The sequence below is a fragment of the Enterobacter cloacae complex sp. 2024EL-00227 genome (genome assembly GCF_043945315.1).
GTDB classification, from domain to species: Bacteria; Pseudomonadota; Gammaproteobacteria; order Enterobacterales; family Enterobacteriaceae; genus Enterobacter; species Enterobacter roggenkampii.
This window is the reverse complement of sequence record NZ_JBIMQP010000004.1, coordinates 309,887-323,276: the sequence shown is the minus strand read 5'-3', so window position 1 is coordinate 323,276 and position 13,390 is coordinate 309,887. Positions and strand designations below refer to the sequence as shown.

The window sequence follows — 13,390 nt, the reverse complement described above, 5'->3', positions numbered from 1 at the left end:
ACAAATTGGGCATAATGTGATTTGTCACATCAAAAAAACAGGATGTTTTATTCTGCAAGTTTCTTCGCCAGCTTACGGCCGAGAGATTCCAGAATATAGATGACGGGAATTTGCGTGGTGATATCGTAGACGCCTGCAATACGCGTCTGGGGAACGTGCCAGGAGAGATTAAAGTCCGCCAGTTTTGCGAGGCGCGAGTGCTCGTGGCTGGTAATGGAGAGCACCTTGCAATGATGCAGGCTAAACTGGCTGGCGAAGCGCAGGATCTCCTCGGTCTCACCCGAGACGGAGAGCACAATCGCCAGCGCATTTTTCGCCATGTCATTGGTGACCGGGAAATAAGGGTCATCAATATGGTTACTGAATTTTCCGATATTAGAAAAGAAACGTGCGCCATATTTTGCCAGCGAGCCTGATGTCCCTGCGCCGACAAATATAATGCGTTCCGACGATAAAATAATATCGACCGCATTATCTAATAACGCGTCGAACTCTTCATTATTTACGCTTTTAAAGAAGCTAATTATTTCGCTGGCGCCGAAATTCGCCTGCTGGGGCTCGTTTTGTTCAAGATAAAGCTTAAAGCGAACGCGAAACTCCGAGTAGCCTTCGCAGTTAAGCTTGCGGCAAAAGCGCAGGATGGTGGTCGTCGAGACACCCGCCGCATCCGCCAGCTCGCGGATGGTCATGTACATGACTTTGTCACGGTTTTTAATGACATAGTTGTAGACCATCATCTCCAGGTTATTGAGACTGGCAATGGCGGAGTGGGTGAACATACTCACAGTGGCATAACTCTTATTCAGACTTCATGTATCCATCATAACATGCGGCCAGACGGCAGGATCCATTTTTATGCTCTTGATTCTTAATGGTTAAATTTTAATGTGAACAAATGTTAGGTGAAAAATTTATTTATGCCTATGATTTATAGTCATAAATTTTGATGTGAAATTATTTTAGCTAACAGGTGTTCACTGGAATCATTCTCAGTTAGCATAGTGATGCGATGAATAATCATCTTTTGTTTTCCCGGAGTTTTGTATGGTGAGCAGACCATTAATCGCACAGGGATATTCGCTGGCTGAGGAAATAGCCAACAGCATCAGCCACGGCATTGGCCTGGTGTTTGGGATTGTCGGTTTAGTGTTATTGCTGGTGCAGGCGGTAGACGCCAATGCCAGCGCGATGGCGATTACCAGCTACAGCCTCTATGGCGGGAGCATGATCCTGCTGTTTCTGGCCTCGACGCTGTATCACGCGATCCCGCATCAGCGGGCCAAGATGTGGCTCAAGAAATTTGACCACTGCGCTATCTACCTTCTGATTGCAGGTACCTATACGCCGTTTCTGCTGGTGGGGCTCAACTCACCGCTGTCGCGCGGGCTGATGATCGTTATCTGGAGCCTGGCGCTGCTCGGGATCCTGTTTAAGCTCACCATCGCGCACCGGTTTAAGGTGCTGTCGCTGGTCACCTATCTGACCATGGGCTGGCTGTCGCTGATCGTGGTGTACCAGCTGGCAATCAAACTGTCGATAGGGGGCGTAACGCTTCTGGCCTTAGGCGGCGTGGTGTATTCGCTCGGCGTCATTTTCTACGTCTGCAAGCGCATTCCGTACAACCATGCTATCTGGCACGGTTTTGTGCTGGGCGGCAGCGTGTGCCACTTTTTGGCGATTTATTTGTATGTGGGGCAGGTGTAGTTTTTCGTCGGGTGGCGGCTTCGCCTTACCCGACCTACGGGATAAGTAGGCCCGGTAAGCGCAGCGCCACCGGGCGATACAGCATCACTCTTCCAGTGAATACGGCAGCGGCTCGATGCTCAGCGTGTTCACATCGTCACGCACGCGGAACACGCTGTCCGCTTCCATGTCGTTGTTCATAACGGCCTGCACCAGAAGACGTCCATCATCCAGCTGTACGGCGGCTAATACGGTGCCGGTACGGCGCCAGTTTTCACCCATCTTCAGCTCTAAATCTTCACCCGCTTCAGGGACGCGGCTGGCATGTCCCGCCAGCGTCCACAGCGCGCGTTTGTTTGCCCCGCGGAATTTCGCACGCGCGACCATCTCCTGGCCGGTGTAGCAGCCTTTTTTAAAGCTGATGCCGCCCAGCGCCTGCAGGTTCGTTGCCTGAGGAATAAACTGCGCGCTGTTTGCAGCGTCAATGATCGGCAGACCCGCTTCGATGTTCAGCGCCAGCCACTGCTGGCTGTTGTTGAGCTGCGCTTCGCCGCGCAGCGCCTCGGTCACGCGTTCGGCAGTTGCCGCATCCGTGACTAACAGGAAACGCTCCGCCGGGTGTTCAAACCACAGGATTGAGGTGGCGCCTTCGCTGACGAGCTGCTTTTCGGCATCCGGCAGTTCGCTGAACAGGTTTTTCAGCGCCGCACGCGCCTGGAAGCCTGCTACACCCAGCAGGACATGTTCGTCGTCTGCGGCAATGGTGACTTTGGAAAAGACCGCGTATTTTTTCAGCTCTTTGAGCTGGGCGTCTCGCAGGCTGCGGCGCTCAATAAAGGCAAAGCCGTCCTGACGGCGGAACAGACGCAGGTTGCTCCACATTTTGCCTTTTGGGTCGCAATGGGCGGCCAGCAGGTGCTGGTGTTCGGTCATCTGGCTGACGTCGGCGGTCACCTGGCCCTGCAGATATTTTTCGGCGTCGGCACCGGTGAGCGTTGCCAGCGCCCAGTCATCAAGAGAAATAAGCGTCAGCGGCAGACGCGCAGAGGCGGCGGGCTGGCGAGGAGAAAATGGTGTAAATGCCATAACGATATCCTGAATTGCTTAACGCTTTGATAATGCCTAATGGTAAAAGAGCCTACAGGCAATGCAAGCGCTTTCAACAGGCCATTTGTGCCATAAACCGGTTCTGCGTAGCGCCACGCAAAATAGTGTAATCCGCTGTGTTTGTAGGGATTATTCTGGAAGCCTGCTCGTTGATCGCAATATTCCAGTAATGAAACGGTCAAAAACACGTTACACTAGCTGGTGTCCCCGTAGAGAAATAAAGAACACCGAATGGGGTACCGACTGTGCCAAACGTAATGCAGGAAACTGAACATGGATATTAACAACAAGGCCCGTATTCACTGGGCGTGCCGTCGCGGCATGCGTGAACTTGATATTTCCATCATGCCTTTCTTCGAATATGAGTATGACACCTTAAGCGACGACGATAAGCGTCTGTTTGTTCGCCTGCTTGAGTCTGACGATCCGGATTTATTCAACTGGCTGATGAACCACGGCAAACCCGCCGACACCGAGTTGCAACGGATGGTGCAATTAATTCAAACACGGAATCGGGAACGTGGTCCTGTGGCAATCTGATCTTCGCGTCTCGTGGCGCTCGCAGTGGATGTCTTTATTGCTCCACGGCCTGGTTGCGGCCATTGTGTTACTGATGCCGTGGCCGCTGAGCTATACGCCGCTGTGGCTGCTGCTACTTTCGTTTGTCGTTTTTGACAGCGTACGCAGCCAGCGTCGCATTAATGCCCGTCAGGGAGAGATCAAGTTACTGATGGATTCCCGCCTGCGCTGGCAGGGAAAAGAGTGGGATATTCTCGGTATGCCCTGGATGCTCAACTGCGGCATGATGTTACGGCTACGCAAGGTGGACGGCGGGCGTTGCCAGCATCTTTGGCTGGCGGCTGACAGTATGGATGCTGCCGAGTGGCGAGACCTGCGCCGGATGCTGTTGCAGCAGACGACGCAGGGGTAATACGCGTTAGCTAAACTTTTCTGCCATTTCGCCCAGGATCTGCTCGCACCAGGTTTGCAGACGTTCATCGCTAAGATCGTACTGGTTGGTTTCATCCAGCGCGAGCCCAACAAACAGCTCGCCGTCGGCAATAATCGGTTTTTTACTGGTGAACTCGTAACCTTCGGTTGGCCAGTAGCCGATGAACGACACCCCTTTCGGCGCCAGCTTGTCGTGCAGCATGCCGAGCGCGTCCAGGAACCATTCCCCGTAACCCAGCTGATCTCCCATGCCGTACATGGCAATGATCTTGCCGTCGAGATTGACTGAATCGAGTTGATCCCAGATGGCTTCCCAGTCTTCCTGTATCTCACCAAAATCCCAGGTTGGGATGCCCAGGATCAGCACATCGTACTGTTCCATCAGCGCGACCGCGTCATCTTTCAGGTTATGCAACGTCACCAGTTCCGGGCCAATGATGTCGCGAATTTTCTCTGCCGCCATTTCGGTGTAGCAGGTGCTGGAACCATAGAACAGACCAATATTCATCGCGTAACTTATCTCAATTCATGCTTTGACTTTGCGCGTAGTGTACCAGAAACCGGTCACAATCAGGCATAATGGCCTGACTGCAGAATCAAAGGGGCTGATGTGGAAAAGGATCTCGCACTCGTTGAACAGTTTCTCGACGCGCTGTGGCTGGAAAAAAATCTGGCCGAGAATACGCTCAGCGCCTACCGGCGCGATCTTACCATGCTGGTGGAGTGGCTGGCCCGTCGGCAGCTCTCGCTGGCGAGCGCGCAAAGCGACGACCTGCAGGCGCTGCTCGGTGAACGTGTAGAAGGGGGCTACAAAGCCACCAGCTCTGCGCGCTTGCTCAGCGCCATGCGTCGGCTGTTCCAGCATCTCTACCGTGAGAAGATCCGCGAAGACGATCCCAGCGCGCTGCTGGCATCCCCTAAGCTCCCGCAGCGGCTGCCGAAAGATCTCAGCGAAGCACAAGTTGAGAGATTATTACAGTCACCGGCTGTTGACCTGCCGCTGGAGTTACGCGATAAAGCGATGCTTGAGCTATTGTATGCTACCGGCCTGCGCGTTTCGGAACTGGTTGGCCTGACGATGAGCGACATCAGCCTGCGTCAGGGCGTGGTGCGCGTCATCGGTAAAGGAAACAAGGAAAGGCTGGTTCCGCTGGGCGAAGAGGCGGTTTACTGGCTGGAAACGTATCTGGAGCACGGTCGCCCGTGGCTGCTCAACGGCGCGTCTATCGACGTTCTGTTTCCGAGCCAGCGCGCACAGCAGATGACGCGGCAAACGTTCTGGCATCGCATCAAGCATTACGCCACACTGGCCGGTATCGACAGTGAAAAGCTATCGCCGCACGTATTGCGTCATGCCTTCGCGACGCATCTGCTCAACCACGGCGCGGATTTACGCGTGGTGCAGATGCTGCTGGGACATAGCGATCTTTCCACGACGCAAATTTACACCCATGTCGCGACGGAACGCCTGCGGCAGCTACACCAACAGCACCACCCTCGTGCGTGAGTGCCGACGAATTGTAACAGGATCAACTATGAAAAAGAGTTTCGCGCTGTTCACCCTGCTGGCAGCCTCCTTTACCGGTTTCGCCCATGCTGACGACGCCGCTATCAAACAGTCGCTCGCTAAGCTTGGCGTCACCGGCAGCGATATTCAGCCAGCACCGGTCGCCGGGATGAAAACGGTACTGACCAACAGCGGCGTGCTGTACGTCACCGAAGACGGTAAACACATTATTCAGGGGCCAATGTACGACGTGAGCGGCGCGCAGCCGGTCAACGTGACCAACCAGCTGCTGATGAAAAACCTGAACGCGCTCGAAAAAGAGATGATCGTCTATAAGGCCGCGCAGGAAAAACACGTTATTACCGTCTTCACCGATATCACCTGCGGCTACTGCCACAAGCTGCATGAAGAGATGAAAGACTACAACGCGCTGGGTATTACCGTGCGTTACCTGGCCTTCCCGCGCGCGGGCGTGCAGAGCCAGCCGGAGCAGGACATGAAGGCCATCTGGTGTGCAAAAGACCGCAACAAAGCGTTTGACGACGCGATGAACGGCAAAGGCGTTAAGCCGGCCTCCTGCGACATTGATATCGCTAACCACTACGCGCTGGGCGTGCAGTTTGGCGTGAGCGGTACGCCAGCGATTGTCCTGAGCAACGGGTACGTCGTTCCGGGCTATCAGGGACCAAAAGAGATGAAAGAGTTCCTCGACGCGCACCAGAAACAGGTTAGTGGTAAATAATCCGCGTGAAAGCCCCGATAAAATTGCGCCGCCGCGAGGCGGTTGAACCGATTGATTTGCCGGACGATCTCCCGCCGCTGCTGAAGCGCCTCTACGCCAGCCGCGGCGTGCGTTGTGCTGAGGATCTTGAACGTAGCGTAAAAGGGATGCTGCCCTGGCAGCAGCTGAACGGCATCGAAAAAGCCACTGAAATGCTCTACAACGCCCTGCGTGAGAACACGCGTATTGTGGTAGTAGGGGATTTCGACGCCGACGGCGCAACCAGCACCGCGCTGAGCGTGCTCAGCCTGCGCGCGCTGGGCTGCGATAACGTCACGTATCTGGTGCCGAACCGTTTTGAAGACGGCTACGGACTCAGCCCGGAAGTGGTCGATCAAGCCCACGCCCGCGGTGCGCAGATGATCATGACCGTCGATAACGGGATCTCTTCCCATGCGGGGGTCGATCATGCCCACGCGCTGGGGATCCCGGTGCTGGTTACCGATCACCATCTCCCCGGTGAAACGCTGCCTGCCGCCGACGCGATTATTAACCCCAACCTGCGCGACTGTGATTTTCCGTCGAAATCCCTCGCGGGCGTAGGCGTGGCGTTTTATCTGATGCTGGCGCTGCGTACCCTGTTACGCGACAAGGGCTGGTTCGACTCCCGCGGTATTGCCGCACCGAACCTGGCCGAATATCTCGATCTGGTGGCGCTGGGTACCGTCGCTGACGTGGTGCCGCTCGATACCAATAACCGTATTTTGACCTGGCAGGGCTTGAGCCGTATCCGGGCGGGCAAGTGCCGTCCGGGGATCAAGGCGCTGCTGGAAATTGCCAACCGCGACCCGCTCAAGCTGGCGGCAAGCGATTTGGGCTTTGCGCTCGGGCCGCGCCTGAACGCGGCCGGAAGACTGGACGATATGTCCGTTGGCGTCGCGCTGCTGCTGTGCGACAACATCGGTGAGGCGCGCGTGCTGGCCAACGAGCTGGACGCCCTGAACCAGACCCGTAAAGAGATTGAGCAGGGAATGCAGGCCGAAGCGCTGACCCTGTGCGAAAAACTGGAGCGCAGCGGCGACACGCTGCCGGGCGGCCTGGCGATGTACCATCCCGAGTGGCATCAGGGCGTGGTCGGCATTCTGGCGTCGCGCATTAAAGAGCGCTTCCACCGGCCGGTGATTGCGTTCGCCCCCGCGGGCGACGGCACGCTGAAAGGCTCTGGCCGCTCGATTCAGGGTCTGCACATGCGCGACGCACTGGAACGTCTCGATACGCTGTATCCGGGCCTGATGATCAAGTTCGGCGGCCATGCGATGGCGGCAGGCCTGTCGCTGGAAGAGGCGAAATTCGACGAGTTCCAGCGCCTGTTCGGCGAGCTGGTCACCGACTGGATTGACCCGGCCCTGCTGCAGGGGGAAGTGGTGTCCGATGGCGAGCTTTCACCGCTTGAGATGACGATGGACGTGGCGCAAATGCTCCGCGATGCCGGTCCATGGGGGCAGATGTTCCCGGAACCGCTGTTCGATGGCCGTTTCCGCCTGCTGCAGCAGCGCATCGTCGGCGAGCGTCATCTGAAGGTGATGGTTGAACCGGTCGGCGGCGGCCCGCTGCTGGACGGCATTGCCTTTAACGTTGACACGGCGGTATGGCCGGACAACGGCGTGCGCGAGGTCGAGCTGGCGTACAAACTGGACATCAACGAGTTTCGCGGCAACCGCACCCTTCAGATCATCATCGACAATATCTGGCCAATTTAGCGGCAGTAATCTCTATAAAAAAGGGCGTGGATTCGGTACAATCCCGCTCTTATCACCGCATTTTGACAAGTCCATAAAAGAAAACAGACCATGTTTGAAATTAATCCGGTAAAAAACCGTATTCAGGACCTCACGGAGCGCTCTGACGTTCTTAGGGGGTATCTTTGACTACGATGCCAAGAAAGAGCGTCTTGAAGAAGTAAACGCCGAGCTGGAACAGCCGGACGTCTGGAACGAACCTGAACGCGCACAGGCGCTGGGTAAAGAGCGTTCCTCTCTCGAAGCTATCGTAGATACGCTGGATCAAATGGCCCAGGGGCTGGAAGATGTTTCCGGTTTGCTGGAGCTGGCCGTCGAAGCCGACGACGAAGAGACCTTTAACGAAGCCGTAGCAGAACTCGACGTGCTGGAAGAGAAGCTGGCGCAGCTTGAATTCCGTCGCATGTTCTCCGGCGAATACGACAGCGCTGACTGCTATCTCGATATTCAGGCAGGTTCCGGCGGTACCGAAGCGCAGGACTGGGCCAGCATGCTGATGCGCATGTACCTGCGCTGGGCCGAAGCGCGCGGTTTCAAAACCGAAATTATCGAAGAGTCTGAAGGAGAAGTGGCCGGTATTAAATCCGTCACCATCAAGATCATCGGTGATTACGCCTACGGCTGGCTGCGCACTGAAACCGGCGTTCACCGCCTGGTGCGTAAGAGCCCGTTCGACTCCGGTGGCCGTCGTCATACCTCCTTCAGCTCCGCGTTTGTTTACCCGGAAGTTGATGAAGATATCGATATCGAAATTAACCCGGCGGACCTGCGTATCGACGTTTACCGCGCATCCGGCGCGGGCGGCCAGCACGTTAACCGTACGGAATCTGCGGTGCGTATTACCCACATTCCAACCGGGCTGGTCACGCAATGCCAGAACGACCGTTCCCAGCATAAGAACAAAGACCAGGCCATGAAGCAGATGAAAGCGAAGCTTTATGAGCTGGAGATGCAGAAGAAAAATGCTGAGAAACAGGCGATGGAAGACAACAAGTCTGACATCGGCTGGGGCAGCCAGATCCGTTCTTACGTCCTTGATGACTCCCGCATCAAAGACCTGCGTACCGGGGTTGAAACCCGCAACACGCAGGCGGTGCTGGACGGCAGCCTGGACCAATTTATCGAAGCAAGTTTGAAAGCAGGGTTATGAGGAACCAACATGTCTGAACAACAAGCACAGGGCGCTGACGCGGTAGTCGATCTTAACAACGAACTGAAAACCCGCCGCGAGAAGCTGGCAGCGCTGCGCGAGCAGGGCGTGCCGTTCCCGAACGATTTTCGTCGTGACCACACCTCAGACCAACTGCACGCTGACTTCGACGCGAAAGAGAACGAAGAGCTGGAAGCGCTGAACGTTGAAGTGGCCGTTGCGGGCCGCATGATGACCCGCCGTATCATGGGTAAAGCCTCCTTCGTGACCCTGCAGGACGTTGGCGGCCGCATTCAGCTGTACGTGTCCCGTGACGATCTGCCGGAAGGCATCTACAACGAGCAGTTCAAGAAGTGGGACCTGGGCGATATCCTGGGCGCGAAAGGTAAACTGTTCAAAACCAAAACCGGTGAACTGTCTATCCACTGCACCGAGCTGCGTCTGCTGACCAAAGCCCTGCGCCCGCTGCCGGACAAATTCCACGGCCTGCAGGATCAGGAAGCGCGCTATCGTCAGCGCTACCTGGATCTCATCTCTAACGATGAATCCCGCAAGACCTTCAAAATTCGCTCCCAGATCATGGCCGGTATCCGCCAGTTCATGGTGAACCGCGACTTTATGGAAGTGGAAACCCCAATGATGCAGGTGATCCCGGGCGGCGCGTCTGCGCGTCCGTTCATCACCCATCACAACGCCCTGGACCTGGACATGTACCTGCGTATCGCGCCGGAACTGTACCTGAAGCGTCTGGTGGTTGGTGGTTTTGACCGCGTGTTCGAGATCAACCGTAACTTCCGTAACGAAGGGATCTCCGTTCGTCATAACCCAGAGTTCACCATGATGGAACTCTATATGGCGTACGCGGATTACAAAGATCTGATCGAGCTGACCGAATCCCTGTTCCGTACCCTGGCGCAGGATATTCTGGGCACCACGCAGGTTCCTTACGGTGAAGAAGTCTTCGACTTCGGCAAGCCGTTCGAAAAACTGACCATGCGCGAAGCGATCAAGAAGTACCGTCCGGAAACCAACATGGCCGATCTGGATAACTTCGATTCTGCGAAAGCGATCGCCGAAAGCATCGGTATCAAGGTTGAGAAGAGCTGGGGTCTGGGCCGTATCGTGACCGAGATCTTCGAAGAAGTGGCCGAAGCGCACCTGATTCAGCCGACCTTCATCACCGAATACCCGGCTGAAGTCTCTCCGCTGGCGCGTCGTAATGACCAGAACCCGGAGATCACTGACCGCTTCGAATTCTTCATCGGCGGCCGTGAAATCGGCAACGGCTTTAGCGAGCTGAACGATGCGGAAGACCAGGCTCAGCGCTTCCAGGATCAGGTTGACGCGAAGGCGGCAGGCGACGACGAAGCGATGTTCTTCGACGAAGACTACGTGACCGCGCTGGAGCACGGCCTGCCACCAACGGCGGGTCTGGGTATTGGTATCGACCGTATGGTGATGCTGTTCACCAACAGCCACACCATCCGCGACGTGATCCTGTTCCCGGCGATGCGCCCGGTCAAGTAAGACGTTAAGATGTAAAAAAAGCCCCGAAAGGGGCTTTTTTATTGCGCCGCGAAGGCTATGAGTTTTTCGCGGGCGGTTGTCGCTTCCATGACCATCCACGGGCTAAAGGCCCAGGGCGTCGCGTCCAGCGCGCGAAATAGCGCATCAAGCTCAACCCACTGATAGTCCATCACTTCATCTTCGTTTATCGTCACGTCATTGGTAATGCGTGCGGCGAATACCGGGCAAATTTCGTTTTCCACGATCCCGGACGGGTCGGTTTCCCGATAGCGAAATTCAGGGGCGACGGCGGTGATATCGGTCAGTTCTGCGCCCACTTCGAAGCGGCAGCGGCGGATTATCGCCTGGACTGTCTCTTCACCCGACTGCGGGTGGCCGCACACGGAGTTGGTCCAGACGCCGGGCCAGGCTTTTTTGCTTAAGGCGCGTCGGGTGATCAGACATTCGCCTTTTGCGTTAAAAAGCCATGAAGAGAACGCCAGATGCAGCGGGGTATGTAACGTGTGCGCGGCATATTTTTCCTGAGTGCCAATCACCATTCCCTGGTCGTTTACCAAAATAACGTGTTCTTGAATACTCATTGATGCTCCAGTGCCAAATTGCCGAGTGGTTCAGCACCATCAGCCGAAGCATTATACTGCATTCTTATACGAACGGTTTGGCTCGTAGAGCGGAAAAGGGCATGACCCCTGTTCGTTTTGGCTGTTATCATAGTGCGCCATTCACGCTGACCGAGGATCTGTTTTGTTTGCAGGAAGCCTGACGAGAAACCCCATTACCGCTATTTTTTGCCTGACGCTGACGCTATTACTGGCGGGCTGTTCAGGGAGCAAATCTTCGGATACGGGAAGCTATTCCGGTTCGGTCTACACCGTTAAGCGCGGGGACACCCTGTACCGGATTTCGCGCGCAACGGGGACCAGCGTGAAGGATCTGGCGCGGCTGAATAATCTTTCGCCGCCTTACACCATCGAGGTGGGGCAGCTGCTGAAGGTTAGCGGCGGATCGTCCGCGGGTAAAAAGTCCTCTTCGAAAGGCAAAACCGCCAAAGTGACGCCGTCCTATCAGGTGCCACAATCGTCATGGCCGCCGGTTGGACAGCGCTGCTGGATTTGGCCTGCCAGCGGTAAAGTGGTCGCCCCTTACTCACTCTCTGAAGGTGGCAACAAGGGTATTGATATCGCCGCTGCGCGCGGTACGCCGGTTTATGCCTCCGGAGCCGGGAAGGTGGTTTACGTGGGTAACCAGCTGCGCGGCTACGGTAACCTGATCATGATTAAGCATGGGGAAGACTACATCACGGCCTATGCGCACAACGACACGATGCTGGTCAACAACGGGCAGAACGTCAAAGCCGGGCAGAAGATTGCCACCATGGGCAGTACCGGTACGGATTCAGTGAAGCTGCATTTCCAGATTCGCTATAAGGCGACGGCCATCGATCCGCAGCGCTATCTTCCTGCGCCCGGCAGCAAACCGAAGTGCTAAGTGATTATTTAATCGCCGGTTAGTTGGGAAGAGGCTTGTATGAAGGTGCGTAAGGTCTATAATGCCTTACGCACCTCAAAGCGGGCGTAGTTCAATGGTAGAACGAGAGCTTCCCAAGCTCTATACGAGGGTTCGATTCCCTTCGCCCGCTCCAGATCTCTCCCCTTGTGGAGAAGCCTTAAAAGCCTTCTCTATCAGCAACTTAAATAGTTACCTATTTTAGTCGCCTATTGGTTCTACCATTGTGATCCGCCCTTGGTAACTGTCACGCTAAGTTACATGGTGAGATGACAGTATAACTCAGCGTTGGCGGCAGTTGCATCCTCACACCGCGATAGAAAACGTGAAGAAAAAGCCCATCCAGGCATCGTTATGTCATCGACAGATTGAACACACGCGCCCTATGAGCCACGTAAGCAGGTTTATGGTGATAACGTACCTACAAACGACATGTAGGCTCTATCAGCGCTTCAGCCACGCTCCCGCAAAGGTACACGGTTATCCTGATAAGGTGTGATCCCTCTGACAGTCTGATGAAGTCGCTACGCTTGTTGCTGTATCACCAACGGGGCTTTATGGCTTCTATTGTCCAAAATCAGAGAGTTGCACAAGTTATGCTCGATAGTTAATCTAAGATAAATCTTAGATTGCAAGAGGTTTTTTGATGTCTTCAAAAGCAAATCGAACATACAAGTATGGCGACCAACCGATAAGAATCACTACTGTCCAAGTGATTGAGGAACAGTTCGGAGGGGCGGCAACGGCGAAGCAAGTGGATGCTTATCTGAAAGAGCGATTTCCACATTATAAAGACGACACCCACTTGAATCTCATTGTCAACTCAGTCAACTGCAATCGTAGCTACTGGAGTTTCAACAAAACAGCCAGGCGAACTGATGATGTAACCCATCGGCATCATGAGTATGACCGATTGTTCAAGCGAGGGAAGATCTTTGAAATCTATCAACCCTCTATTCATGGTATTTGGGAGTTGTATCAGGATCAGCAAGGTAAATGGTGTTACCGTAAGGTGAAATCTGAGTTTGAAAAGGCTGTTGATGATGCGTCAGAACTGCCCCCGTCAGAACGCAAAGAGATTTTAGACGCTGAGAATAAAACTCCTGAGCTAATCGAGGTTACAACACGAGTTTATAAGCGAAGCCCCTATGTGGTAGCCGAAGTTCTTTCAAGGGCTAATGGCAAGTGTCAAAGCTGTAAGAGTGACGCTCCTTTTCTCAAAGTAGACGGCACACCATTTCTTGAGGTTCATCACATTGAGTGGCTTTCGAATGGTGGGGAGGATTCCGTTGAAAATGCGATTGCATTGTGCCCGAACTGTCACAGACAGGCGCATTATGGCGTTTTGGAGTTAGTACCAGTTAACAAATAAACTGAACATGCTTGTGATAGTATGAATAGGGTAAGTATCTTGGGGATTCTATGAGACCTTATTTAAT

General features: G+C 54.7%; 14 protein-coding genes and 1 tRNA gene. 11 read left to right on the top strand and 4 right to left on the bottom strand.

The genetic code is table 11. From position 1 onward, the window contains the following. Positions 1-47: 47 nt before the first annotated feature. The gene (locus ACHH0Z_RS10135; RefSeq protein ID WP_008499714.1) at positions 48-779 is read right to left on the bottom strand and encodes a MurR/RpiR family transcriptional regulator; all 732 of its coding nucleotides are present in this window, start codon (positions 777-779) and stop codon (positions 48-50) included. A gap of 265 nt (positions 780-1,044) precedes the next feature. Between ACHH0Z_RS10135 and ACHH0Z_RS10130 the strand changes: the two genes are divergently transcribed. Further along, a complete protein-coding gene (locus tag ACHH0Z_RS10130) occupies positions 1,045-1,704 on the top strand; it encodes a hemolysin III family protein (protein WP_021242052.1) in 660 nt (219 codons plus the stop codon). 84 nt (positions 1,705-1,788) lie between these two features. Here the strand turns inward: ACHH0Z_RS10130 and ygfZ are convergent, their stop codons facing one another. Beyond that, positions 1,789-2,769 (bottom strand): tRNA-modifying protein YgfZ, encoded by a 981-nt coding sequence (ygfZ, locus tag ACHH0Z_RS10125; protein ID WP_008499712.1) that lies wholly within the window; start codon positions 2,767-2,769, stop codon positions 1,789-1,791. 294 nt (positions 2,770-3,063) lie between these two features. On the opposite strand from ygfZ, the gene sdhE reads away from it, so the two are divergent. Both sdhE and ACHH0Z_RS10115 read left to right on the top strand, forming a co-directional pair. Beyond that, entirely contained in the window at positions 3,064-3,330 is a 267-nt protein-coding gene (gene sdhE / locus ACHH0Z_RS10120; protein ID WP_006178375.1) for an FAD assembly factor SdhE, read from the top strand. Continuing rightward, positions 3,311-3,721 (top strand): protein YgfX, encoded by a 411-nt coding sequence (locus ACHH0Z_RS10115; protein ID WP_023326024.1) that lies wholly within the window; start codon positions 3,311-3,313, stop codon positions 3,719-3,721. The genes sdhE and ACHH0Z_RS10115 overlap by 20 nt, the downstream gene beginning before the upstream one ends. A 6-nt stretch (positions 3,722-3,727) precedes the next feature. On the opposite strand, the gene fldB is transcribed toward ACHH0Z_RS10115, so the two are convergent. After that, positions 3,728-4,249, bottom strand: a complete 522-nt coding sequence (gene fldB, locus ACHH0Z_RS10110; protein WP_008499710.1) for a flavodoxin FldB — start codon at positions 4,247-4,249, stop codon at positions 3,728-3,730. 102 nt (positions 4,250-4,351) lie between these two features. On the opposite strand from fldB, the gene xerD reads away from it, so the two are divergent. The 5 genes from xerD to lysS all read left to right on the top strand — a co-directional run bounded on the left by xerD (position 4,352) and on the right by lysS (position 10,445). Then, complete coding sequence (gene xerD / locus ACHH0Z_RS10105) at positions 4,352-5,248, top strand: site-specific tyrosine recombinase XerD (protein ID WP_008499709.1); 897 nt, start codon at positions 4,352-4,354, stop codon at positions 5,246-5,248. Between the two features lie 28 nt (positions 5,249-5,276). Continuing rightward, complete coding sequence (gene dsbC / locus ACHH0Z_RS10100) at positions 5,277-5,990, top strand: bifunctional protein-disulfide isomerase/oxidoreductase DsbC (protein WP_008499708.1); 714 nt, start codon at positions 5,277-5,279, stop codon at positions 5,988-5,990. Between the two features lie 5 nt (positions 5,991-5,995). Next, positions 5,996-7,729 carry a single-stranded-DNA-specific exonuclease RecJ gene (recJ, locus tag ACHH0Z_RS10095; RefSeq protein ID WP_023326023.1) on the top strand — a complete coding sequence of 578 codons (1,734 nt, stop codon included), beginning with the start codon at positions 5,996-5,998 and terminating at the stop codon, positions 7,727-7,729. A gap of 90 nt (positions 7,730-7,819) precedes the next feature. Beyond that, positions 7,820-8,918, top strand: a protein-coding gene (prfB, locus tag ACHH0Z_RS10090) for a peptide chain release factor 2 (protein ID WP_095908218.1) whose coding sequence is annotated in 2 segments (ribosomal slippage) — positions 7,820-7,894 and positions 7,896-8,918 — 1,098 coding nt in all. Because the reading frame shifts where the segments join, the coding sequence is not laid out codon by codon here. 9 nt (positions 8,919-8,927) lie between these two features. Next, positions 8,928-10,445, top strand: coding sequence for a lysine--tRNA ligase (lysS, locus tag ACHH0Z_RS10085; protein ID WP_021242046.1), 1,518 nt, complete (start codon positions 8,928-8,930; stop codon positions 10,443-10,445). A 38-nt stretch (positions 10,446-10,483) separates the two neighbouring features. Here the strand turns inward: lysS and idi are convergent, their stop codons facing one another. Then, positions 10,484-11,026: an isopentenyl-diphosphate Delta-isomerase gene (idi, locus tag ACHH0Z_RS10080; protein ID WP_008499704.1), complete on the bottom strand. Its 543-nt coding sequence runs from the start codon at positions 11,024-11,026 to the stop codon at positions 10,484-10,486. Positions 11,027-11,189: 163 nt separating this feature from the next. Between idi and actS the strand changes: the two genes are divergently transcribed. The 3 genes from actS to ACHH0Z_RS10065 all read left to right on the top strand — a co-directional run bounded on the left by actS (position 11,190) and on the right by ACHH0Z_RS10065 (position 13,323). After that, positions 11,190-11,933 (top strand): amidase activator ActS, encoded by a 744-nt coding sequence (gene actS, locus ACHH0Z_RS10075; protein WP_045407142.1) that lies wholly within the window; start codon positions 11,190-11,192, stop codon positions 11,931-11,933. An 80-nt stretch (positions 11,934-12,013) separates the two neighbouring features. Then, a tRNA-Gly gene (locus tag ACHH0Z_RS10070) sits at positions 12,014-12,087 on the top strand. Between the two features lie 510 nt (positions 12,088-12,597). Further along, the gene (locus ACHH0Z_RS10065; RefSeq protein ID WP_023337724.1) at positions 12,598-13,323 is read left to right on the top strand and encodes an HNH endonuclease; all 726 of its coding nucleotides are present in this window, start codon (positions 12,598-12,600) and stop codon (positions 13,321-13,323) included. The last annotated feature ends 67 nt before the right edge of the window (positions 13,324-13,390 follow it).

Coding starts and splice junctions, on each gene's coding strand:
- fldB (WP_008499710.1), bottom strand. CDS start 4,249: ATGAATATTGGTCTGTTCTATGGTTCCAGCACCTGCTACACCGAAATG.
- ACHH0Z_RS10135 (WP_008499714.1), bottom strand. CDS start 779: ATGTTCACCCACTCCGCCATTGCCAGTCTCAATAACCTGGAGATGATG.
- idi (WP_008499704.1), bottom strand. CDS start 11,026: ATGAGTATTCAAGAACACGTTATTTTGGTAAACGACCAGGGAATGGTG.
- lysS (WP_021242046.1), top strand. CDS start 8,928: ATGTCTGAACAACAAGCACAGGGCGCTGACGCGGTAGTCGATCTTAAC.
- ACHH0Z_RS10065 (WP_023337724.1), top strand. CDS start 12,598: ATGTCTTCAAAAGCAAATCGAACATACAAGTATGGCGACCAACCGATA.
- dsbC (WP_008499708.1), top strand. CDS start 5,277: ATGAAAAAGAGTTTCGCGCTGTTCACCCTGCTGGCAGCCTCCTTTACC.
- sdhE (WP_006178375.1), top strand. CDS start 3,064: ATGGATATTAACAACAAGGCCCGTATTCACTGGGCGTGCCGTCGCGGC.
- ACHH0Z_RS10130 (WP_021242052.1), top strand. CDS start 1,045: ATGGTGAGCAGACCATTAATCGCACAGGGATATTCGCTGGCTGAGGAA.
- ygfZ (WP_008499712.1), bottom strand. CDS start 2,769: ATGGCATTTACACCATTTTCTCCTCGCCAGCCCGCCGCCTCTGCGCGT.